The 19,883-nt window shown below is 72.4% G+C and carries 19 protein-coding genes, 1 tRNA gene and 1 riboswitch; of the genes, 6 read left to right on the top strand and 14 right to left on the bottom strand.

The features are described 5' to 3' along the window. Window positions 1-733 precede the first annotated feature (733 nt). The gene (locus ACFVFQ_RS15960) at window positions 734-2,077 is read right to left on the bottom strand and encodes a DUF445 domain-containing protein (RefSeq protein ID WP_383415259.1); all 1,344 of its coding nucleotides are present in this window, start codon (window positions 2,075-2,077) and stop codon (window positions 734-736) included. Between the two features lie 380 nt (window positions 2,078-2,457). Between ACFVFQ_RS15960 and ACFVFQ_RS15955 the strand changes: the two genes are divergently transcribed. Beyond that, a complete protein-coding gene (locus ACFVFQ_RS15955) occupies window positions 2,458-3,768 on the top strand; it encodes an SGNH/GDSL hydrolase family protein (protein ID WP_383415256.1) in 1,311 nt (436 codons plus the stop codon). Between the two features lie 15 nt (window positions 3,769-3,783). On the opposite strand, the gene ACFVFQ_RS15950 is transcribed toward ACFVFQ_RS15955, so the two are convergent. The 4 genes from ACFVFQ_RS15950 to ACFVFQ_RS15935 all read right to left on the bottom strand — a co-directional run bounded on the left by ACFVFQ_RS15950 (window position 3,784) and on the right by ACFVFQ_RS15935 (window position 7,207). Continuing rightward, on the bottom strand, window positions 3,784-4,494 hold the full coding sequence (locus ACFVFQ_RS15950) for a DUF1707 domain-containing protein (RefSeq protein ID WP_383415253.1): 711 nt from the start codon (window positions 4,492-4,494) through the stop codon (window positions 3,784-3,786). 9 nt (window positions 4,495-4,503) lie between these two features. After that, the gene (locus ACFVFQ_RS15945; protein WP_383415250.1) at window positions 4,504-5,517 is read right to left on the bottom strand and encodes an ATP-binding cassette domain-containing protein; all 1,014 of its coding nucleotides are present in this window, start codon (window positions 5,515-5,517) and stop codon (window positions 4,504-4,506) included. A gap of 66 nt (window positions 5,518-5,583) precedes the next feature. Continuing rightward, a complete protein-coding gene (locus tag ACFVFQ_RS15940; protein WP_383415639.1) occupies window positions 5,584-6,348 on the bottom strand; it encodes an ABC transporter permease in 765 nt (254 codons plus the stop codon). A gap of 64 nt (window positions 6,349-6,412) precedes the next feature. Next, a complete protein-coding gene (locus ACFVFQ_RS15935; protein WP_383415246.1) occupies window positions 6,413-7,207 on the bottom strand; it encodes an ABC transporter permease in 795 nt (264 codons plus the stop codon). A gap of 350 nt (window positions 7,208-7,557) precedes the next feature. Here ACFVFQ_RS15935 and ACFVFQ_RS15930 point away from each other — a divergent pair, with 350 nt between their 5' ends. Next, window positions 7,558-9,834 carry a transglycosylase domain-containing protein gene (locus tag ACFVFQ_RS15930; RefSeq protein WP_383415242.1) on the top strand — a complete coding sequence of 759 codons (2,277 nt, stop codon included), beginning with the start codon at window positions 7,558-7,560 and terminating at the stop codon, window positions 9,832-9,834. A 35-nt stretch (window positions 9,835-9,869) separates the two neighbouring features. Here the strand turns inward: ACFVFQ_RS15930 and ACFVFQ_RS15925 are convergent, their stop codons facing one another. The 3 genes from ACFVFQ_RS15925 to ACFVFQ_RS15915 form a co-directional block, all read right to left on the bottom strand. Beyond that, window positions 9,870-10,190: a DMT family transporter gene (locus tag ACFVFQ_RS15925; protein WP_383415236.1), complete on the bottom strand. Its 321-nt coding sequence runs from the start codon at window positions 10,188-10,190 to the stop codon at window positions 9,870-9,872. 31 nt (window positions 10,191-10,221) lie between these two features. After that, a riboswitch (guanidine-III (ykkC-III) riboswitch) is annotated at window positions 10,222-10,283 on the bottom strand. Window positions 10,284-10,341: 58 nt separating this feature from the next. After that, on the bottom strand, window positions 10,342-10,644 hold the full coding sequence (locus tag ACFVFQ_RS15920) for a co-chaperone GroES (RefSeq protein WP_051798423.1): 303 nt from the start codon (window positions 10,642-10,644) through the stop codon (window positions 10,342-10,344). A 138-nt stretch (window positions 10,645-10,782) separates the two neighbouring features. Continuing rightward, window positions 10,783-11,103, bottom strand: a complete 321-nt coding sequence (locus ACFVFQ_RS15915) for a DUF3618 domain-containing protein (protein WP_383415233.1) — start codon at window positions 11,101-11,103, stop codon at window positions 10,783-10,785. 250 nt (window positions 11,104-11,353) lie between these two features. On the opposite strand from ACFVFQ_RS15915, the gene bcp reads away from it, so the two are divergent. Then, a complete protein-coding gene (gene bcp / locus ACFVFQ_RS15910) occupies window positions 11,354-11,821 on the top strand; it encodes a thioredoxin-dependent thiol peroxidase (RefSeq protein WP_383415230.1) in 468 nt (155 codons plus the stop codon). A gap of 24 nt (window positions 11,822-11,845) precedes the next feature. On the opposite strand, the gene ACFVFQ_RS15905 is transcribed toward bcp, so the two are convergent. Both ACFVFQ_RS15905 and ACFVFQ_RS15900 read right to left on the bottom strand, forming a co-directional pair. Then, on the bottom strand, window positions 11,846-13,135 hold the full coding sequence (locus ACFVFQ_RS15905) for a sensor histidine kinase (RefSeq protein WP_383415227.1): 1,290 nt from the start codon (window positions 13,133-13,135) through the stop codon (window positions 11,846-11,848). Then, entirely contained in the window at window positions 13,135-13,641 is a 507-nt protein-coding gene (locus ACFVFQ_RS15900) for a hypothetical protein (RefSeq protein ID WP_383415224.1), read from the bottom strand. Before ACFVFQ_RS15900 ends, ACFVFQ_RS15905 begins: the two co-directional genes overlap by 1 nt. Window positions 13,642-14,090: 449 nt before the next feature. Between ACFVFQ_RS15900 and ACFVFQ_RS15895 the strand changes: the two genes are divergently transcribed. Both ACFVFQ_RS15895 and ACFVFQ_RS15890 read left to right on the top strand, forming a co-directional pair. Then, window positions 14,091-15,632, top strand: a complete 1,542-nt coding sequence (locus ACFVFQ_RS15895) for an MFS transporter (RefSeq protein WP_383415221.1) — start codon at window positions 14,091-14,093, stop codon at window positions 15,630-15,632. A 114-nt stretch (window positions 15,633-15,746) separates the two neighbouring features. Further along, window positions 15,747-15,821 (top strand) — tRNA-Leu (locus ACFVFQ_RS15890). Between the two features lie 60 nt (window positions 15,822-15,881). Here ACFVFQ_RS15890 and rdgB read toward each other — a convergent pair. From rdgB to ACFVFQ_RS15870, 4 genes are all read right to left on the bottom strand, one after another. Next, on the bottom strand, window positions 15,882-16,514 hold the full coding sequence (gene rdgB / locus ACFVFQ_RS15885) for an RdgB/HAM1 family non-canonical purine NTP pyrophosphatase (protein ID WP_383415218.1): 633 nt from the start codon (window positions 16,512-16,514) through the stop codon (window positions 15,882-15,884). 9 nt (window positions 16,515-16,523) lie between these two features. Further along, entirely contained in the window at window positions 16,524-16,946 is a 423-nt protein-coding gene (locus ACFVFQ_RS15880; RefSeq protein ID WP_383415216.1) for a hypothetical protein, read from the bottom strand. Between the two features lie 204 nt (window positions 16,947-17,150). Continuing rightward, complete coding sequence (rph, locus tag ACFVFQ_RS15875) at window positions 17,151-17,882, bottom strand: ribonuclease PH (protein WP_383415211.1); 732 nt, start codon at window positions 17,880-17,882, stop codon at window positions 17,151-17,153. A gap of 121 nt (window positions 17,883-18,003) precedes the next feature. Further along, on the bottom strand, window positions 18,004-18,243 hold the full coding sequence (locus ACFVFQ_RS15870) for a glucose PTS transporter subunit EIIB (RefSeq protein WP_078970859.1): 240 nt from the start codon (window positions 18,241-18,243) through the stop codon (window positions 18,004-18,006). Between the two features lie 221 nt (window positions 18,244-18,464). Here ACFVFQ_RS15870 and ACFVFQ_RS15865 point away from each other — a divergent pair, with 221 nt between their 5' ends. Further along, entirely contained in the window at window positions 18,465-19,799 is a 1,335-nt protein-coding gene (locus ACFVFQ_RS15865; protein WP_383415208.1) for a PTS transporter subunit EIIC, read from the top strand. The last annotated feature ends 84 nt before the right edge of the window (window positions 19,800-19,883 follow it).

Genomic DNA, 19,883 nt, shown 5'->3' with positions numbered 1-19,883 from the left:
CCCGCGGGGGGGGGTGTTGTGTTTCGCCCCGGGGGCGGGGGGGGGGTGGGCCGGGGGGGGGGGGGGGGGGGGGGGGTGGGGGCCCGGGGGGGGGGGGGTGCCAGACTGCTTCGCTTTACGTCTGCCCCCCCCACCCCTCCGGCCCGTCCCCTCCCGTGGGTGGGTGGAAGAAACGGGTGGTTGCCACGTCCGTCCGGTGGGCCAACTCGGGTTGGTGGGCCAGCTCGGGCCGGTGAGTCAACTCCGGCCGGTGGTTCGACTCGGGCTGCTGGGTCAACTCCGGCTGCTGGGCCAACTCGGGCCGGTGGCTTGAGTGGTGACCGTCAGAGGACGAGGAAGTGTGAGTCTGCGTGGCGACCGTAAGAAGGCAAGCGACCCCAGCGACCGAGCGGTGACCGTCAGAGGACAGGCGGCCCCAGCCACCAGGCAACGGCCGTCAGGGGACCACAAGGACCAGCCCCAACTCACCTGTTATTCCCCCACCCAACGGGAGGGGACGGGTCGGAGGGGGCGGTAGGCCAGACGTAAAGCGAAGCAGTCTGGCCTACCGCCCCCGGAGACCCGTCACCGCACCCAACAGCCCCGCGCAGCGGCACCGCCCGCCGCAGGCGCCACGGCGGGGAAGCCAACCACGTAGGCGGCCAGCCAAGCGCAGCGGACCGGCCCGCGCCGCAGGCGCAAACAACAGCACCCCGCACGGCGGGAAAGCCAAGTACGTGGGAAAAGCCCGGCGTCAGCCGAATACGTGAGAGACGGCATAAATGCACAGGCCCGCCAGCGCCCCCACCACCGTGCCGTTGATGCGGATGAACTGGAGGTCGCGGCCGATGTGGGCCTCGATCTTGCGGGAGGTGTGGGTGGCGTCCCAGCTGGCGACGGTGTCGGTGATCAGGGCGGTGATCTCGCTCTGGTAGGTGGTGACGACGTAGACCGCGGCGCCCTCCAGCCAGCCGTCGACCTTGTTGCGCATCCGCTCGTCGGCGGCCAGGCGCTCGCCGAGGGAGAGCAGTGCCGAGCGGACCCGCAGCCGCAGTTCGCTGCGCTCGTCCTCGGCGGCGGCCACGATCATCGCGCGGACCGCGCCCCACGCGGAGGCGATCAGGTCCTGCACCTCGCCGCGGCCCAGCACCTCGGACTTGAGGCGTTCGACCTTCTCGCGGGTGGCCGGGTCGGACCGCAGGTCGGCGGCGAAGTCGGTCAGGAAGCGGTCCACCGCGCCGCGCGCCGGGTGGTCGGGCATGTCCCGCATCTCGGCGACGAAGCGGAGGAGTTCCTTGTAGACCCGGTCTCCGACCTTGCGGTCGACGAAGCGGGGGGTCCATCCGGGGGCGCCGCCGGAGACCGCGGCGAGGACGGAGTCGGCGTGGTCGACCAGCCAGTCGTGGGCGCGGGTGCAGACCAGGTCCACGACCCGGGAGTGACCGCCCTCGGCGACGACCTTCTCCAGCAGGGCGCCGATGCCGGGCGCGATCTCGGTGGCGTCGGCGCGGCGGGTGATGGCCTCGCCGACCACCGCCTGGACGTCGGAGTCGCGCAGCACGGTCAGCGCGCCGCGCAGCGCGGTGGACAGTTCGGCGGTGACCCGGTCGGCATTGCCGGGTTCGGCGAGCCAGCGGCCGAGGCGGGCGCCGACGCCGACCGAGCGCAGCCGGCGGCGGACCACCTCGCCGGAGAGGAAGTTCTCCCCGACGAAGTCGCCCAGGCTCTGGCCGAGCTGGTCCTTCTTGTTGGGGATGATCGCGGTGTGCGGGATGGGCAGGCCCAGGGGCCGCTTGAACAGGGCGGTGACCGCGAACCAGTCGGCCAGCGCGCCGACCATGCCGGCCTCGGCGGCCGCCGCGACATAGCCGGTCCAGCCGCCCGCGCCGGCCGCGCCGGCCCACTTGGCCAGCGCGTACACCAGGGCGACGGCCAGCAGCAGCCCGGTCGCCAGGGCCTTCATCCGGCGGACGCCGCGCCGCTTCTCCGCGTCGGCGGCGCTCCCGCCGAGGCCGCCGGGCACCGTCCGGGTGCCCGGGGCGCCGCCGGCGGGCACTGGCTGCGCCGTCCGCGCCGCCTCCGCCTGGGTGTGTTCCATCCGCTCCACCACTCCCACCGTCTCCCCCGCCTTCCGTAGGCCGTCCGGTCCGCAGCGTGCGGCCGCTCGTACCGGCCCCGTGCGGTACGGACGGCGCGGACCGTCCCGTTGGTTGCCGGGATCCGTCCGTACCGGCCGTACGCCCGTATGTGTCCCACAGTGCCCTACTCGGGGAGCGGGCAACGAGTTCCCGGCGTCCGGGGCGGCGGGCGCCCCCCGGGGGGTCCGTGGGATCATGGACGCCTGGCCGGACCCGCGCCGGCGCCGCTGCTCACCGGGCATCTCGCGCCCGGACGGAGCGGACCGGCGCCGAGCGTCCCGCCGCCCCCATCCGCCCGGAGCGCGCAGCTCCGCCTAAGCCCCCGGGAGACGTCTCCGGCATGACCAGACGTGTGGGATACGCCCTGCTCGCCGGCCTGGCGGCGGTCGTGGTGCTGATCTCGGCGGGGATATTCGTTGGCTTCGGCGGCGCCCGCGGCCCCCTGGGCAACGCCCCGCACGAGCCGCGGACGTCGGCCGCGCCGGCGGTCTCCGGGCGGTGGGTCGGCACCTGGTCGGCGGCGGTGGCGTCGGCCGAGCCCGGCACCCAGGACGGCTACGCGGACATGTCGATCCGCAATGTCGTGCACACCAGCGTCGGCGGTTCCAGCGCCCGGATCCGGCTGTCGAACCTCTACGGCACCCGCCCGCTGCCGCTCAGCCACGCCTCGCTGGCGCTGTCGGCCGGCAGCGGGGGCCCGATCGCCACGGCCGGCTCGATGCGCCGGCTGACGTTCGGCGGCAAGCCGGCGGTGACGATCCCGGTGGGTGGCGAGATCACCAGCGACCCGGTGCGGCTGGCGGTTCCGGGCAACGCCGACCTGTTGATCACCACGTACTCCCCGGCGCCCTCCGGGCCGGCGACCTACCACCCGTACGCCCGCCAGACGTCCTACCTGGCGCGCGGCGACCGCACCGAGGACGCCACCGGCACCACCTACACCGAGCAGAGCCCGTACTGGCGCTATCTGACCGGTGTGGACGTGTGGAGCACACGGGCGCGCGGTGCGGTGGTGGCGATCGGCGACTCGATCACCGACGGGATCACCTCCACCCCGGGTGCCAACCACCGCTGGACGGACTTCCTCGCCGCCCGGCTGCGCGACGAGCCGGGCGCGCCCCGCTACGGCGTGCTGAACGCCGGCATCAGCGGCAACCGCCTGCTGACTGACTCCAGCCCGCTCTCCCCCACCAACGGGCCGAGCCTGCTGTCCCGTTTGGACCGCGATGCGCTGTCCCGTACGGGGGTGAAGGCGGTGGTGGTGGAGATCGGTGTGAACGATCTGTTCAAGGCCCCGCGCCAGTGGGACCCGCAGAAGGTGGTGGCGGGTCTGCGGGACGTGGTGCGGCGGGCGCACGGCCGCGGGCTGCGGGTCACCGGCAGCACCCTCACGCCGTTCGGCGGGCACCGCGGCTACTCCCGGCGGCTCAACGAGGTACGCGAACAGGTCAACCAGGAGATTCGTTCCGGCACCGTCTTCGACGAGGTCGTCGACTTCGACCGGGCGCTGCGCGATCCGGCGCACCCGCTGCGGCTTAAGCCGGCGTACGACTCCGGCGACCATCTGCACCCCAGCGACGCCGGCTACCGCGCGATGGCCAACGCGCTGGACGTCGACCACCTCCGGCAGGCCGCGCCCGCCGCGCTCTGACGGCGGCGGGCCCGGTCAGTCCAGTTCCCGGCCGTTTCGGCGCTCGTCCTTGAAGCGGCGCCGTTCCTCCTTGCGTTCGGCCTTCAGGCGGCGCCGCTCCTCCCTGGGCAGCTTGCGCTCGACGCCGACGCCGCCCATCAGGGCCAGGCCGGTGACGATGACCCGCGGTGCGCCGGGGTCGCCGGGCACGCCGTCCTCGCGGGTGTCGAAGCCGCCCATGATGCCCAGCCCGCGGGTCTCGACCTCGATGCCGGGCGGCACGATGACGTTGACGCCGCCCATCAGCGTCCAGACGCTGATCTCGACCTCCGGGGCGGCGAACTGGGCCTCGCGCAGGTCGAGTTCGCCGCCGCCCATGCAGCAGATCGCGACGAACCGGCGGCCGATGGTCCACCGGCCCTTGCGCTCGAAGCCGCCCAGGAGCGCGATGCCGGTGGTGGCGCCGCCCGCGCCCGGGCGGATCCGCTCGGCCCAGGCGGTGCCGGTGCCGGCGGGCGCGGGCTCCTTGCGCAGCGACAGCGGGGCGGGGGCCTGCGCGGCGACCGGCAGGTCGGCGGTGAGGTGCTCCAACTCCCCGTAGGTGCGGGCCTTGTAGGTGGCGTCCAACCGCTCGTCGAACTCCGCCATGTCCAGCCGCCCCTCGGCGACGGCGTCCCGCAGGATCTCGGCGACCCGCTCGCGGTCGGCGTCGGAGGCGCGCAACTGGGGAAGCCGTTCGTCAGTCATGCGGACAGCCTAGAGCCGTACGGGGGCGTCGTCGTCCGGTGTGCCGCGGGCCGCGCCGCCGCCGGCGTAGAGCTCGGCGATCAGGGTCTCGATGTCGGGCTCGCGGACCGAGAGGTCCACCAGCGGGTAGCGGGCGGCGACTTCGGTGACCAAGGGGGCGGCGCTGCGGGTGGCCGGGAAGGCCAGCCACTGGCGGGCGCCTTCGACGCGGACGGTGCGGGCGCCGGGGATGCCGTCGATGGGCGGGAGTTCCCGTTCGAGGTGCACCACCAGGGTGCGTTCGCCGTCCGCGGCGGTGCGCAGTCCGTCGAGGTCGCCGTCGAAGACGAGCCGGCCGTGGTCGATGACCATCACCCGGCGGCAGAGCTGTTCGATGTCGGTGAGGTCGTGGGTGGTGAGCAGGACGGTGGTGCCCCGTTCGGCGTTGACCTCGCGCAGGAAGGAGCGGACCTTGGCCTTGCTGACGACGTCCAGGCCGATGGTGGGTTCGTCGAGGTAGAGCACCTCGGGGTCGTGCAGCAGCGCGGCCGCGATGTCGCCGCGCATCCGTTGCCCCAGGGAGAGTTGGCGGACCGGGACGTCCAACAGGGGGGCCAGGTCGAGGAGTTCGATGCAGCGGGCGAGGTTGGCGCGGTAGGCGGCGGGCGGGACCCGGTACATCCGGCGGACCAGTTCGTAGGAGTCCTTGAGGGGCAGGTCCCACCACAGGGTGGTGCGTTGACCGAAGACCACGCCGATGCGGCGGGCCAGGCGGGCGCGTTCCCGGGCGGGGTCGATGCCGGCGACGCGGAGCCGGCCGCCGCTGGGGACCAGGATGCCGGTGAGCATCTTGATGGTGGTGGACTTCCCGGCGCCGTTGGGGCCGATGTAGCCGACCATCTCGCCGCGCGGGACACGGAAGGTGAGGCCGTCGACGGCCCGCACCTCGTGCCGGGTCCGGCGCAGTCGGCCGGCCCGGCGGCGGACGGTGAAGACCTTCTCGACGTCGGTCAGCTCGATCAGCGGGTCGGTGCCCGGGTCCATGGCGCGCAACTCCCTGTTCGTTTCTGTGCGTTGGGGTGGTCTGGGGTCAGCCCGATGGGCCAGGTCCTAGCTGCCGGTGCTGCGGTAGGCGCGGACGCCGTGCCGCCAGGCCAGCGCGGCGCCGGCGACCATCAGCGCGGCCACGACGGGCCCGAGGAAGGCGGTCCAGAGCGGCAGTTGGAGGGGGTAGGGGCGGCCCAGCACCCACAGCGCGGGCAGCCAGTTGACGAAGGCCAGCGGGATCACGAAGGTCACGCCGCGGACCAGGTCCCGGGCGAAGACCGTCGGCGGGTACTGGAGGAGGGTGTTGCCGCCGTAGGTGAGGGAGTTCTGGAGCTCGGCGGCGTCCTGCGCCCAGAACTGGAAGGCGGCCCCGGCGGTGTAGACCGCGCCGAAGATCGCCGTGCCGCACACCGCCATCAGCGGCACCATCAGGATCCGGCCGGCGGTCCACGCCACGTCGAGGTGGCCGATCGCCCACAGCAGCACCAACAGCCCCTGGGAAGTGCGGCCCAGGCGGCGCAGCGCGAACCGGTCGGCGGCGATCTGGGCGTAGACCGGGGCGGGGCGCAGCAACAGGACGTCGAGGGTGCCGTCGCGGATCCGGGCGCCGAGTCGGTCGAGGCTGCCGACCAGCAGGTCCGCCAGGCCCAGCGCGAGGCTGCTGGTGCCGTAGAGGAAGGCGACCTCGGGGAGGGTGAAGCCGCCGAGCGCGTGGACGCGGGAGAACATCAGCCAGATGGCGACGAAGTCCAGCCCGCTGGCGGCGAAGTTGCCGAACGTCATCAGCGCGAACGACGTCCGGTAGGCGAGCGTGGAGCGCACCCACATCCAGGCGATCAGTCCGTACGCGGCGAGGCCGTGCCGCAGGGTGCGCAGTCGGCCGTCCGGTGCGTCAACCACCGTGCACCACCACCTTGCGGGTGGCGGCGGACTGCACCAGGCGTCCCAGGGCCAGCAGCGCCAGCGCCCAGGCCGCCTGGAACGCCAGCCCGCGCAGCAGCGCCCCGCCGGTCCGCGCGCCGATCAGGACGTCGGCCGGTACCTGGAGCAGGGCGGCCCAGGGCAGGAGTTGGGCGAGGTCGGCGAGGTGGCCGGGGAAGACCCGCAGCGGCAGCACCATCCCGGAGAAGAACATGCACGACAGCCCGCTGACCAGGGACAGTCCGGAACTGTCCAGGAGCCAGAACGCGGACAGCGCGACGAGGTAGCGCAGGCCGAAGCTGACCACCGCGCCGAGCGCCGCGGACAGCAGGAACCAGCCCCAGGTCAGCGGGTCGGCGGGGAGCGCCAGCGGGAACACCAGGGCGCCCACCGCCACCGGAACCAGTCCGCGGCCGATCAGTTGGAAGGCGGCCCGGCCCAGATCGGCGGCGAGCCACCACAGTTGGAGGTCGGCGGGGCGGTAGAGGTCCACCGCGATGTCGCCGCTGCGGATGCGTTCTTGGAGCTCGTCCACGCCGCCGGTGGCGATCATGACGACGGTCAGCAGCGCCTGTCCGGTCCAGGCGAAGGTCAGCGCCTGCGCGGGTCCGTAGCCGCCCAGGTGCGGCCGCTGGCCCCAGAGGGCGAGGTAGGTGTAGGCGATGATGAAGCCGAAGGCGGTGTTGGTGACGAGTCCCGCGGCGGTGGCCGCGCGGTAGGTGGCGTACCGCCGGAAGCTGCCGGCCGCCACGGCTGCGTACAACACGCCGCGCTCCCCCAGCTCTTGGTCGGTGCCGTCCGGCGGTCGTGCGGACGGCGGAACCCGAGAGCCTAAGGCGGGCCCGGGACGGGCACCATCGATTTATCGCCCGTTCGGGTGAGGTAGGGGCGCCATTCAGCCGGTCACCGGGCGGACGCCGGTGCGCGCCACCGCCGGTGGCCGGAAGAGATGATGCGAAAGTTTCCTAACGGGCGTCAGTTGCGTTTCCCGACATAGCGCGTGACCCACCGCATACCACCACGGACTATCCGCAACCCCCGGCACGACACCGGCCCTGACACGACACCGCCCCGCCGCGGCACGACCTCCGGCGGCGGCCGAGGAGTCCCACAGACATGAGCGACGATGCGCGGCACGACGGCACCGAAGGCGAGCACGACGGCACCGGCGAGCACGACGCCACCGCCCGCCCCCGCCGCACCGGCTGGCGCCGGCTGCTGCCCACCTGGCGGGGGCTGGCGGGGTCGGCCCTGCTCTTCCTGCTGGTGGTCGTGGGCGGGCTGATCGCCGGCTACCTCCTCGTCGGCATCCCGCCCGCCAACAGCGCCGCGAAGGCGCAGAGCAACGTCTACCTCTACTCCGACGGCACGGAGTTGGCCCGCGACGGCGACGTGAACCGGGAGAACGTGCCGCTCGGCCACGTCCCCAGGAGCGTCCAGCGGGCCGTACTGGCCGCCGAGGACCGGGACTTCTACACCGAGTCCGCGGTCGACCCGGCCGCGATGCTGCGGGCCGCCTGGAACACCGTCCTCGGCAAAGGCAAGCAGTCCGGCTCCACCATCACCCAGCAGTACGTCAAGAACTACTACCTGGGCCAGGAGCAGACCGTCACCCGCAAGGCCAAGGAGTTCTTCATCGCCATCAAGCTGGACCGCGAGGCGAGCAAGGACGACATCCTCCAGGGCTACCTCAACACCAGCTACTACGGCCGCAACGCCTACGGCATCCAGGCCGCCGCCCAGGCGTACTACGGCAAGAACGTCGACGCGCTCAGCACCGCCGAGGGCGCCTACCTCGCCGCGCTCCTCAACGCCCCCAGCGCCTACGACATCACCGCCCACCCGGAGAACCGGCCGCGGGTGGTGTCCCGTTGGAACTACGTGCTGGACGGCATGGTCAAGCAGAAGTGGCTCAGCCGCGCCGAGCGCACCCGGATGTCCTTCCCCACGCTGAAGCAGGCCCGCACCTCCGCCGGCCTGTCGGGCCAGCGCGGCTATCTCGTCGAGGCGGTCCGGGACTACCTCACCGACCACAACGTGCTCGACGACAACACCCTGCGCGCCGGCGGCTACCGCATCACCACCACCATCGACCACCGGCGCCAGAACGCCCTCGTCAAGGCCGTCCAGACCCGGCTGATGGACAAGCTCAACGACGGCCGCAAGGTGGACAGTTACGTGCGGGCCGGCGGCGCCTCGGTCGACCCCGCGACCGGCCGCGTGGTCGCCCTCTACGGCGGCATCGACTACGCCAAGCAGTACGTCAACGGCGCCACCCGGCGCGACTACCAGGTCGGCTCCACCTTCAAGCCGATCGTCTTCGCCTCCGCCGTCGACAACGGCTCGGTCACCCAGGACGGCGCCCCGATCACCCCCAACACCGTCTACGACGGCACCAACAAGCGGATGACCATCAACCACGGCCGCGCCACCGGCTTTGCCCCCGGCAACGAGGACGACCGCTCCTACGGGCCGATCACCGTCTCCGAGGCCACCGACAAGTCCGTCAACGCGGTCTACGCCCAGATGGGCATCGACGTCGGCCCGGACACCGTCCGCAAGACCGCGGTGTCGCTCGGCATCCCGGCCAAGACCCCCAGCCTCGGCGCCTCCCAGGGCGCCATCTCGTTGGGCACCGCCACCCCCAGCGTGCTGGACATGGCGCAGGTCTACGCGACGCTGGCGCACCACGGCCGGCAACTGCCGTACACGCTGGTCGACAAGGTCACCAAGGCCGGCGACGACCTCGACCTGCCGGAGCGCGAGGAGAGCGCCGCCATCGGGCGGGCCGCGGCCGACACCACCACCCAGATCCTGCGCAGCGTCGTCGACGGCGGCACCGGCACCGCCGCCCAGGGGGCCGGCCGCCCGGCCGCCGGCAAGACGGGCACCGCGGAGAACGACAAGGCCGCCTGGTTCGCCGGCTACACCCCCGACCTGGCGACCGTCGTCGCGGTCCTCGGCCAGCACCCGCAGACCGCCGCGCAGGAGCCGCTGTACGGCGCGGCCGGCGCGGCCCGCGTCAACGGCGGCGACTTCCCGGCCCAGATCTGGGCCGACTACACCGCCGCGGCGCTGCGCGGCCGGCCGGTGCGCGACTTCGACCTCCAACTCCAGGACGGCGCCGAGGAGAGCGCCTCGGCCTCGCCGTCCGCCAGCGACTCCTCGTCGCCGAGCGGTTCGACCTCGCCGAGCACCGGCCCGTCCGGCAGCACCGGCCCGTCCGGCACCGGGACGCCGACCGGGACCGGCGCCCCCACCGGGCCGACCGGCGAGCCGACCCTCCCGCCGGTCCCCACCGAGCAGCAGCCGACGGCCGAGCCCACCGAGCAGTTCCCGCCCCTCGGCCCGCCCAACGGCGAGGAGATGATGCGGCGTTGGGGCGGCGGCTGACGGCCGCGGGCGGCGCCCCTTGAGTGGCCCGAGCTTTAGTGACCCGAGGTCGCCTTCAGCCCGACGACGGCCACCAGCAGCAGGCAGATGAAGAAGATCCGCGCGGCGGTCATCGGCTCGCCGAGCACCAGCATCCCGACCACCGCGGCGCCGGCCGCGCCGATGCCGACCCAGACGCCGTAGGCGGTGCCGATCGGCAGGGTGCGGGCGGCGTAGGACAGCAGGACCATGCTGGCGACGATGCCCGCGCCGGTGGCGAGGCTGGGCCACAACCTGGTGAACCCGTCGGTGAACTTCATGCCGATCGACCAGCCGACCTCCAACAGGCCGGCGACGACGAGCAGGACCCATGCCATGACGGCACCTCCGTGAATGGACTTCAACAGGGGTGCGTCGTCTTGTCCTGACCCGGTACGGCGCGTCTCGTCGGGTTGTCCCCGAGGCTAGCAAAAGGCTCCCCCGCAGGTGGTGACGGCGATCACCACCCGTGGGGGAGCCGGTGTGCGCTTACAGGTACAGGCCCGTCGCGTCGTCCGCGCCCTCCAGGCGCTCCGCAGCCACGGCGTGCAGGTCGCGCTCGCGCATCAGCACGTACGCCACCCCGCGCACCTCGACCTCGGCCCGGTCCTCCGGGTCGTACAGCACCCGGTCGCCCACCTCGACGGTCCGTACGTTCTGCCCCACCGCGACCACCTCGGCCCAGGCCAGGCGACGTCCGACCGCCGCGGTCGCGGGAATGACGATGCCCCCGGACGAGCGGCGCTCGCCCTCGGGGATGTCCGTCCGGACCAGCACGCGGTCGTGCAGCATCCGGATCGGCAGCTTGTCGTGGGTGTCCTTGGTGTTATTCGGGCTCACGGCATGACCGTACCTGTCCGGCGGCGGCGCCCTTGCACCGCGGGCCGCTTCCGGTACGACGGAAGGGACCCGCGACGGCCCCCAACACCGCTACTTGCGACGCTTCTTGGAGCCCGCGGCGAGCAGGCCCACCACGGCCACACCGATCATGGCCACCGGGATGATCCGCTCCAGCCGGGGCGCACCGTCCTCGGACACCAACTGGCCCCGCACGTCCGAGACCAGGCGGTTGACGGCGACGTAGGCGCGGCCCGCGGTGCGGTCCACGGCCGCCGACGCCTTCGCCTTCGCGTCGTCCATGATCGTCTTCGGGTGTAGCCGGACGCCGATCTCGTCGAGCGTCCCGGCGAGATCCTGCCGCCTGCGGACGATGTCCGCCTCGATCTGCGCAGGGGTCCTGGCTTCCGACACCGCGCCGCCTCCGTCATCTCGTGCCGATGGGTACGGCGGCCGGACTCGCGGCCCCGTACGGAACCGGCCACCTCGATCAGGTACCGATTCGTGGAGGACAGTCTGTCAGCTCCCACCGGGGTGCGCCCCACAGCACCCCCGTTTCGCCCCGCCGCCGGCCGGCTGACGTCCGCGGCGCCGTGCTGGCCTAATCTCGGGGACGCACCACGACCATCCGCAAGCCCCCTCGCAAGGAGACGGAAGACCCGCCATGAGTGAGCGACTTCAGCCCGGCGACACCGCGCCCGCCTTCACGCTCCCCGACGCCGACGGCCAGCAGATCTCGCTCGCCGACCGCAAGGGACGCAAGGTCATCGTCTACTTCTACCCGGCCGCGCTGACCCCCGGCTGCACCAAGCAGGCGTGCGACTTCACCGACAACCTCGACTTCCTCGCCGGCCACGGCTACGGCGTCATCGGCATCTCCCCGGACAAGCCGGAGAAGCTGGCGAAGTTCCGCGAGAAGGAGGAGCTCAAGGTCACCCTGCTCGGCGACCCGGACAAGGAGGTGCTGACCGCTTACGGGGCCTTCGGCGAGAAGAAGCTGTACGGCAAGACCGTCACCGGCGTGATCCGCTCCACCGTCATCGTCGACGAGGACGGCAAGGTCGAGCGGGCGCTCTACAACGTCAAGGCCACCGGCCACGTCGCCAAGATCATCAAGGACCTGGGGCTGTAAGCCGGCGGGAGGCGGCGACCGGCGCTACGGTGCCGTCGCCGCCTGCGGCGTCTCCGGGGCCGCCGTCGCGGCCCGGTCCGGCAGCTCCAGTACGGCCTCGGCGCCGCCGCCCTCGGCGGTGCCGAAGTCCAGCCGCGCGCCCAGCACCTCGGCCTGGCCGGCGGCGATCGTCAGCCCCAGTCCGTGCCCGGTGCCGCGCTCCGGCGCCGCGGTACGGAACCGCCGCGGCCCCTCCGCGCGCAGCTCCGCCGGATACCCCGGCCCGTGGTCGCGCACCACGATCCGCGTGCCGACGACGACCACCTCGATCGGCGGCTCGCCGTGCTTGGCCGCGTTCGCCAGCAGGTTCACCAGCACCCGCTCCACCCGCCGCCGGTCGGTCTCCACGATCATCGGTTCGCCCTCGACGATCACCGTCACCGCCAGGTCGTCCACCCCGCGCTGCCGCGCGGCCCGCTTGACGATCCCGCGCACCAGCGACGGCAGCTCGCAGGCGTCCAGGTCCGCCCGCTCCACCCCGGCGTCCAGCCGGGAGACCTCCAGCAGGTCCTCCACCAGCCGCCGCATCGCCTGCGCCCGGTCCCGCACCAGCTCCACCGCGCGCGGCTGCGGCAGCAGCTCCGCCGCCGCCACCAGACCGGCCACCGGCGTGCGCAGCTCGTGCGCCACGTCCGCGGTGAACTCCCGCTCGGCCTCCACCCGCGCCGCCAGCGACGTCGCCATGTGGTGGACGCTGCGGCCCAGTTCGGCCACCTCGTCCCGGCCGTTGCTGGCCAGCGCGTCCGCGTCCGGTGGCTCGCCCGCGGCGATCCGCCGGGCCGCCGCCGCGCTCAGCCGCAGCCGCCGCGAGAGCCGCTGCGAGACGAACCACGACACCACCGCCATCAGCGCGACCGTGCCGAAGCCGGCGATCAACAGCGCCCGGTCCAGCGCCACCTGCGCCGGATCGTCGTCCGGGTACGCCGCCGACACCGACAGCGAGCGGGTCGGCCGGGCCGCGTCGCCGCCGCCGACACCGGTCGCCGCCCACACCCGCGGGTCATCGCCGCCGCTCAGATAGGTGCCCGAGCGGCCCCGGAACACGGCCTCGCGCAGCGGCGACGGCAGCGTCGCGTCGTCCAACTGCGCGCCCAGCGCCAGCGTGCCGTCCCGCTCGTAGATCTGCAGCGCCGAGCTCAGCCGGACGTCCTGGTACGCCCGGGCCGACCGCTCCCGCTCGGCGTCCGCGATGTGGTGCACGGCGAACCCGAGCACCACCACCGCCAGCGCCGTCATGCCCGAAATGGCCAGGGCGATCCGGCCTCGAATGCCCATCACGCGAGGTTATACATCTCCGTCGTGTCGCCGAGCGGGGTGGACCCCTCATAGGTCACCTCCAGGCCCGTGAAGGCCCGCGCTCCGTCGACCTCCTTGGCGCCGTAGAGCCGGAACGTCGCCCGGTACCCGGCGTCCGTCCCGACGCCCGCCGCGGTCTTCTCCACCTGGACCACGCCCCGGCCCTCGGCCTCCTTGCCGTCGTAGCGGTCCCAGGTGATCCCGGTGGCCACCATCCCGGCGTCCGCGCAGGTCAGCGTGATCACCCGGGGCCGGATCTCCGGCTCTCCGATCCCGCAGTCCCGCACCCCCGGCAGCCCCTCGGTGGGCCCGGCGTCCGACTTCACGTCCTGGACGGCCGAGGTCCGCGGGGCGGCGTCCACCGCCGAGGCGCGGTCCGACGCCTGGCTGAACCACACCCCGCCGGCCGCCAGCGCGGTCACCACGAGAAAGGCCACCAGGGCGGTCCGCCCGCGCCTGAAGCGGGCCCCTTCGCGGTCGGTCATCACACACTCCTCCCGGGGCGCCCTCGCCCCGTTACCCCGCCAGCAAACACGACCACCGCCGCGGCCCCGCGCCGGGCCCCGGAGCCCGGCCACCGCGCGCACGGCACCGCGCGGCGGGTGCCACCTCCTGCGACGAAAGCGCACCCTTCGACGGGCCTGCGACCAAAAGGTGCGGTTTCGCCACCGCCACTCTCCTCTTTCCCGGACACAGGCTGATTGCCCGAAAGCCGCGGTGACCACTCGGCTGTGTACCAGTCCTGTAACAGGCCGTTCCGTCGCGCCCCCTCATCACCCCTCTGACGTGCGCCGTCCGGACCGGCTCGACGTGACATACCTCGCGTTCGCCGCCCACAGTGTTTTGACCGGGCCTCCAGCGTGCAGGCGCACCCGTCGTAGTTCCCACGCCCGCGCAGCCGAAGAACCGCGCCGACCAACGGGAGGACCGCCGCGTGCCGCACCGCAGTACCGAGGACAGCAACTTGGCGCCGGATCGCGACCTGGAGGCGCGCCGGCGTCACTGGGTGCTCTTCCGCGCCATCGACCGGCGCCGCAACCCCCCGCTCCGCCGCACCGACATCACCGTCACCGACGAACCGACCGTCCGCCGCGCGGTCAAGGCCGCCGCGCTCGGCAACGCCATGGAATGGTTCGACTTCGGTATCTACAGCTACCTGGCCCTGACCATCGGCAAGGTCTTCTTCCCCAGCGGCAGTTCCACCACCAGCCTGCTGTCCTCCTTCGCCACCTTCGCCGTGGCCTTCCTCGTGCGGCCCCTGGGTGGCGCCTACTTCGGCCCGCTCGGTGACCGGATCGGTCGCAAGAAGGTGCTCGCGCTCACGATGATCATGATGTCGTTGGGCACCGTCTGCATCGGCCTGATCCCGTCCTACGACGCGATCGGCCTCTTCTCCCCCGCCCTGCTGATCTTCTTCCGGCTGATCCAGGGCTTCTCCACCGGCGGCGAGTACGGCGGCGCCTCCACGTTCATCGCCGAGTACGCCCCCGACAAGAAGCGCGGCTACTTCGGCAGCTTCCTGGAGATGGGCACCCTGATCGGCTACACCGGCGCCGCCGGCATCGTGCTGGTGCTCAACACCGTGCTGGGCCCGGAGGCGATGGTCCACTGGGGCTGGCGCCTGCCGTTCCTGATCGCCGGCCCGCTCGGCCTGGTGGGCCTCTACCTCCGGCTCCGGCTGGACGAGACCCCGGCGTTCCAGAAGTTCGAGGCCGAGCAGTCCCACGGCGCCACCGACGCCCACGCGCGCACCGAGGAGGAGCCCTCCCACCTCTCGGCCAACCACCCCGGGAAGAAGCTGGGCGAGATCTTCACCCAGAACTGGCCCGCCATCCTGCTGTGCATCGCGCTGGTCGGCGCCTACAACATCACCGACTACATGCTGCTGTCGTACATGCCGACCTACCTGACGGACACCCTCGGGTACAACGAGACCCACGGCCTGCTGATCCTGCTGGTGACCATGGTCGCCCTGATCTGCCTGCTGCCGACCGTCGGCAAGCTCAACGACCGCTACGGCCGCAAGCCCCTGCTGATGAGCGGGATGGTGGGCTTCCTGGTCCTGGCGATACCCGCGTTCCTCCTGGTCAAGAGGGGCTCGCTGGTCGCCGTCTCGGGCGGGATGGCCCTCCTGGGCCTCTCCCTGGTCTGCCTGTTGGGCACCATGTCCGCCGCGCTGCCGGCGCTCTTCCCCACCAGCGTCCGCTACGGCTCCCTGTCCATCGGCTACAACCTCGCCGTCTCGCTCTTCGGCGGCACCACCCCGCTGGTCATCACCGCCCTGATGGACGCCTTCGACAAGAACGTGATGGTGCCCGCCTACTACACGATGGGCGCCGCCCTCGTCGGCGTCATCGCCGTCGCCCTCATGAAGGAGACCGCCCAGCAGCCGCTGGACGGCTCCCCGCCCTCCGTGGCCACCGAGGAGGAGGCCCGCGCCATGATCGCCTCCCGCACCCACGAGCCCCGCTTCTGAGGGGCTCCCGACCGCCGGCAACTCGGCGCCCCCACCGGCCCGTTCGGCCTCCCGGCCGCCGACTCGACCGGCCCCTGACCGCCCGCGAAGGGGACCCAGTAGAGTTGGCGCCGCGGGCCCGTACCCCAGCTGGCCAGAGGGCGCCGGTTTAGGTCCGGTGTGTCGTGGGTTCGAGTCCCACCGGGCCCACCGCGCGAAGACGGCCTCCCCTTCCGAGGAAGGGGAGGCCGTCTTCGCGTTCTTTGGGGGTCAGCCCAGCAGTTCCCGCACCACCGGCGCCAGGGCGCGGAACGCCTTGCCGCGGTGGCTGATCGCGTTCTTCTCGACGGCGGTCAGCTCCGCGCAGGTCCGGGTCTCGCCGAGCGGCTGGAGGATCGGGTCGTAGCCGAAGCCGCCGGTGCCGGCGGGGGTGTGGCGCAGGACGCCCTCCAGGACGCCCTCGACGACGCGTTCGGTGCCGTCGGGGAGGGCCAGGGCCGCGGCGCAGGCGAAGTGGGCGGCGCGGTGGTCGTCGGCGATGTCGGAGAGCTGGGCGAGCAGCAGGTCGAGGTTGGCCTGGTCGTCGCCGTGCCGGCCGGCCCAGCGGGCGGAGAAGATGCCGGGGGCGCCGCCGAGGACGTCGACGCAGAGGCCGGAGTCGTCGGCGACCGCCGGCAGGCCGGTGGCCTGGGCCAGGGCGTGCGCCTTGAGGAGCGCGTTCTCGGCGAAGGTGACGCCGGTCTCCTTGACGTCGGGGACGTCCGGATAGGCATCCGCGCCGACGAGTTCGACGTCGAGGTCGGCCGCGTCGAGGATGGCGCGGAGCTCGGCGATCTTGCCGTTGTTGCGGGTGGCGAGGACGAGGCGGCGGGGGGCGGGGCGGTCGCCGGTTTGTGACTCCATGGGACGCGATTATTCCTTGTCGCCCGGGGTGCAGACGGCGGTGATCCGGCTCGCCGCCTCGCCGATGGGGGCGAGGTTGGGGGCCTTGTTGTGCTCGACGGCCGTGCGGGCTTCCTTGATGCCGCCGTTCATCTTGTCGACGGCCGTGCGGAGTTCGGGGTCGTGGGCGGAGGCGCTGAGCTTCTTGAGGTCGGCGTCGAGGGCGTCCAGGGCCCGGTTGGCCTCCTCGGGGTCGTCCAGGGCCCGGCCGGCGGCCTTGTTGAGCTTGTCGACGCCGCCTGCGACGGCGGTGGCGGTTTTGGCGCAATCCACGGCCTTCTGGACGGCGCTGCACGCGGCCAGCGCCGGCGTCGCGAGGGCGAGGACGGCCGCCACGGCGAGCGCCTGGGCGGCGGGGCGGCGCGGGCTGAGGCGACGGTGGGGACGGGCCATGGACGTTCCTTCCCTTGGGGCGTACGAGGGGTGCGCACGCGAGCCGGGTGCGGCGGCGGGGCGCCGCGGGCTCGGCAAGGGAGGAAACGCCGGGCGGGACAAGGGGGTTGACCGGCCGGCGGGGGCGGGGGCGAAGATCGGCCAGCGGGCGGGTGCGGGGCGCCGGGGCCGGGCCCCGCATCCCGCACCCGGCGGCGGCCCGGGTCAGAGGGTGCGGGCCAGCGCCTCCTGCTGGGCGGCGTCGAGCGCGGTGCAGCCCGAAACGGCCAGGTCCAGCAGGGAGTTGAGCTCGTCGCGGTCGAACGGCGTGGCCTCGGCGGTGCCTTGGACCTCGACGAAGCGGCCGTCGCCGGTGCAGACGACGTTCATGTCGGTCTCGGCGCGCACGTCCTCCTCGTAGCAGAGGTCCAGCAGCGGGACGCCGTCGACGATGCCGACGCTGACCGCGCTGACGGTGCCGGTCAGCGGGCGGCGGCCGTGCTTGATCAGCTTCTTTCCCTGGGCCCAACCGATCGCGTCGGCGAGGGCGACATAGGCGCCGGTGATCGCGGCGGTGCGGGTGCCGCCGTCGGCCTGGAGGACGTCGCAGTCCAGGACGATGGTGTTCTCGCCGAGGGCCTTGAAGTCGATGACGGCGCGCAGCGAGCGGCCGATGAGGCGGGAGATCTCATGGGTGCGGCCGCCGATCTTGCCGCGGACGGACTCCCGGTCGCCGCGGGTGTTGGTGGAGCGGGGCAGCATGGCGTACTCGGCGGTGACCCAGCCCTCGCCGGTGCCCTTGCGCCAGCGCGGCACGCCTTCGGTGACGGAGGCGGTGCAGAAGACCTTGGTGTCTCCGAAGGAGACCAGTACGGACCCTTCGGCGTGCTTGCTCCAGCCGCGTTCGATGGTGACGGGGCGGAGCTGTTCAGGGGTGCGGCCGTCGATACGAGACATGGTCCAGACCCTATCGGCTACGCCGAGGGCCTCGTTCCGGTGCCGGGGACGGCCGGAACGAGGCCCGTTGCGTTCGACCGCGCGTCAGGGCCGGGCCCCGGCGCGGTTCACGAACGGTGGCTCACATCATGTCTTCGATCTCGGCGGCGATCGGGTCCGCGTCGGTGCCGATGACGACCTGGATCGCGGTGCCCATCTTCACGACGCCGTGGGCGCCGGCGGCCTTGAGCGCGGCCTCGTCGACGAGGGAGGCGTCGTTGACCTCGGTGCGGAGGCGGGTGATGCAGCCCTCGACCTCTTCGATGTTGTCGAGCCCGCCGAGCCCGGCGACGATCTTCTCAGCCTTGCTGGCCATGTCCACTCCTGCTTGTCTCGGCCGTCGGCGGTTCTGCCGCTCGGTTTTCACACGGTAACGCACGTTTAGCCCACTTCTATGGGCGTTCGTCCGTTACCTGGCGAAGGATGGCGATCACCAAAGGAGGCGTCCGGAACGCACTCCGACAACTGGTCTACACCACAGTATGCGGCACGCGGCGGGCGGGGCGTCCCCGGGCCGGCGCCTCAGGCGGGCGGAGGGTGCGGATGGCTGCGGACGCGGCGGGCGGGACGCCGGGGAAGGGGCCGGCGCAACCGGTCAGGAAGCGGGCGCAGGCCCTGTTCCAGGGCCTGCAGAAGATGGGCCGCAGCCTCCAGTTGCCGATCGCGGTGCTGCCGGCGGCGGGCATCCTCAACCGGCTCGGCCAGCCGGACGTGTTCGGCGCCAAGGGGCTCGGCTGGGAACACGTCGCCAAGGTCTTCGCGGGCGCGGGCGGGGCGCTGCTGGATTCCGGGCTGGGGCTGCCGCTGCTCTTCAGCATCGGCGTGGCCATCGGCATGGCGAAGAAGTCGGACGGCTCGACGGCGCTGGCGGCGATCGCCGGATTCCTCGTCTATTACGCGGTGCTGCACCAATTCCCGGTGCATTGCCCGACGGGACAGACCTATACGCAGGCGGGGTTGTGGAGCGGAGTGTGCATCGACGCCGCGGGGAAGGCGACGCCGGCGACGTTCCAGAATCCGGGGGTTTTCGGCGGCATCGTCATGGGCTTTCTCTCCGCGTGGTGTTGGCAGCGGCTGCACCGGGTGAAGCTGGTGGACTGGCTGGGCTTCTTCAACGGGCGGCGGCTGGTGCCGATCGTGATGGCCTTCGTGGGGCTGGCGTTCGCGGCGCTCTGCCTGTGGGTGTGGCCGCCGGTGGGCGACGCGCTGACCTCCTTCAGCCACTGGCTGACGGAGCTGGGCGCGTGGGGTTCGGGGATTTTCGGGACGGCCAACCGCGCGCTGCTGGTGATCGGCGTGCACCAGTTCCTGAACACCTTCGTCTGGTTCCAGTTCGGGAGTTTCACCACGCCCGACGGCACGGTGGTGCACGGCGACATCAACCGCTTCATGGCCGGCGATCCGACGGCCGGTCAGTTCACCACCGGTTTCTTCCCGATCATGATGTTCGCGCTGCCGGCCGCGGCGCTGGCGATCGCGCACTGCGCCCGCCCGCACCGCCGCAAGGAAGTCGCCGGAATGATGCTCTCGGTCGGGCTGACCTCGTTCGTGACCGGGGTGACCGAACCGGTGGAGTATTCGTTCATGTTCATCGCCCCGGTGCTGTACGGGATTCACGCGGTGCTGACCGGTACGTCACTGGCGGTCACCTGGGCGCTGGGGGTGCACGACAGCTTCAGTTTCTCCGCGGGGTTGATTGACTACGTCATCAACTGGGGCCTGGCGACGAAACCGTGGCTGATCATTCCGATCGGCCTGTGTTTCGCCGTCGTCTACTACCTCCTCTTCCGTTTCGTCATCACGCATTTCGATCTGACGACGCCGGGGCGGGAGCCGGCCGAGGTCGGTGACGCCATGGAACGGGAGAACGTCAAATAGTGACGGAAGAACCCCAAATAGCGCCTGGGCGGCCGGGGTTACCCGCGCCGCCCTTCCCTTTCCTCCGCTTTCGTCGGCCCCCGG

The organism is Streptomyces sp. NPDC057743 (assembly GCF_042798755.1).
In the GTDB taxonomy this organism is placed as follows: Bacteria; Actinomycetota; Actinomycetes; order Streptomycetales; family Streptomycetaceae; genus Streptomyces.
This window is presented reverse-complemented; position numbering and strand designations above follow the sequence as displayed.

What these genes read in the sequence shown, in the direction of transcription:
- ACFVFQ_RS15960 (WP_383415259.1), bottom strand. Translation starts at nt 2,077, where the DNA reads ATGGAACACACCCAGGCGGAGGCGGCGCGGACGGCGCAGCCAGTGCCC.
- ACFVFQ_RS15955 (WP_383415256.1), top strand. Translation starts at nt 2,458, where the DNA reads ATGACCAGACGTGTGGGATACGCCCTGCTCGCCGGCCTGGCGGCGGTC.
- ACFVFQ_RS15950 (WP_383415253.1), bottom strand. Translation starts at nt 4,494, where the DNA reads ATGACTGACGAACGGCTTCCCCAGTTGCGCGCCTCCGACGCCGACCGC.
- ACFVFQ_RS15945 (WP_383415250.1), bottom strand. Translation starts at nt 5,517, where the DNA reads ATGGACCCGGGCACCGACCCGCTGATCGAGCTGACCGACGTCGAGAAG.
- ACFVFQ_RS15940 (WP_383415639.1), bottom strand. Translation starts at nt 6,348, where the DNA reads ATGTGGGTGCGCTCCACGCTCGCCTACCGGACGTCGTTCGCGCTGATG.
- ACFVFQ_RS15930 (WP_383415242.1), top strand. Translation starts at nt 7,558, where the DNA reads ATGAGCGACGATGCGCGGCACGACGGCACCGAAGGCGAGCACGACGGC.
- ACFVFQ_RS15925 (WP_383415236.1), bottom strand. Translation starts at nt 10,190, where the DNA reads ATGGCATGGGTCCTGCTCGTCGTCGCCGGCCTGTTGGAGGTCGGCTGG.
- ACFVFQ_RS15920 (WP_051798423.1), bottom strand. Translation starts at nt 10,644, where the DNA reads ATGCTGCACGACCGCGTGCTGGTCCGGACGGACATCCCCGAGGGCGAG.
- bcp (WP_383415230.1), top strand. Translation starts at nt 11,354, where the DNA reads ATGAGTGAGCGACTTCAGCCCGGCGACACCGCGCCCGCCTTCACGCTC.
- ACFVFQ_RS15905 (WP_383415227.1), bottom strand. Translation starts at nt 13,135, where the DNA reads ATGGGCATTCGAGGCCGGATCGCCCTGGCCATTTCGGGCATGACGGCG.
- ACFVFQ_RS15900 (WP_383415224.1), bottom strand. Translation starts at nt 13,641, where the DNA reads ATGACCGACCGCGAAGGGGCCCGCTTCAGGCGCGGGCGGACCGCCCTG.
- rdgB (WP_383415218.1), bottom strand. Translation starts at nt 16,514, where the DNA reads ATGGAGTCACAAACCGGCGACCGCCCCGCCCCCCGCCGCCTCGTCCTC.
- ACFVFQ_RS15880 (WP_383415216.1), bottom strand. Translation starts at nt 16,946, where the DNA reads ATGGCCCGTCCCCACCGTCGCCTCAGCCCGCGCCGCCCCGCCGCCCAG.
- rph (WP_383415211.1), bottom strand. Translation starts at nt 17,882, where the DNA reads ATGTCTCGTATCGACGGCCGCACCCCTGAACAGCTCCGCCCCGTCACC.
- ACFVFQ_RS15865 (WP_383415208.1), top strand. Translation starts at nt 18,465, where the DNA reads ATGGCTGCGGACGCGGCGGGCGGGACGCCGGGGAAGGGGCCGGCGCAA.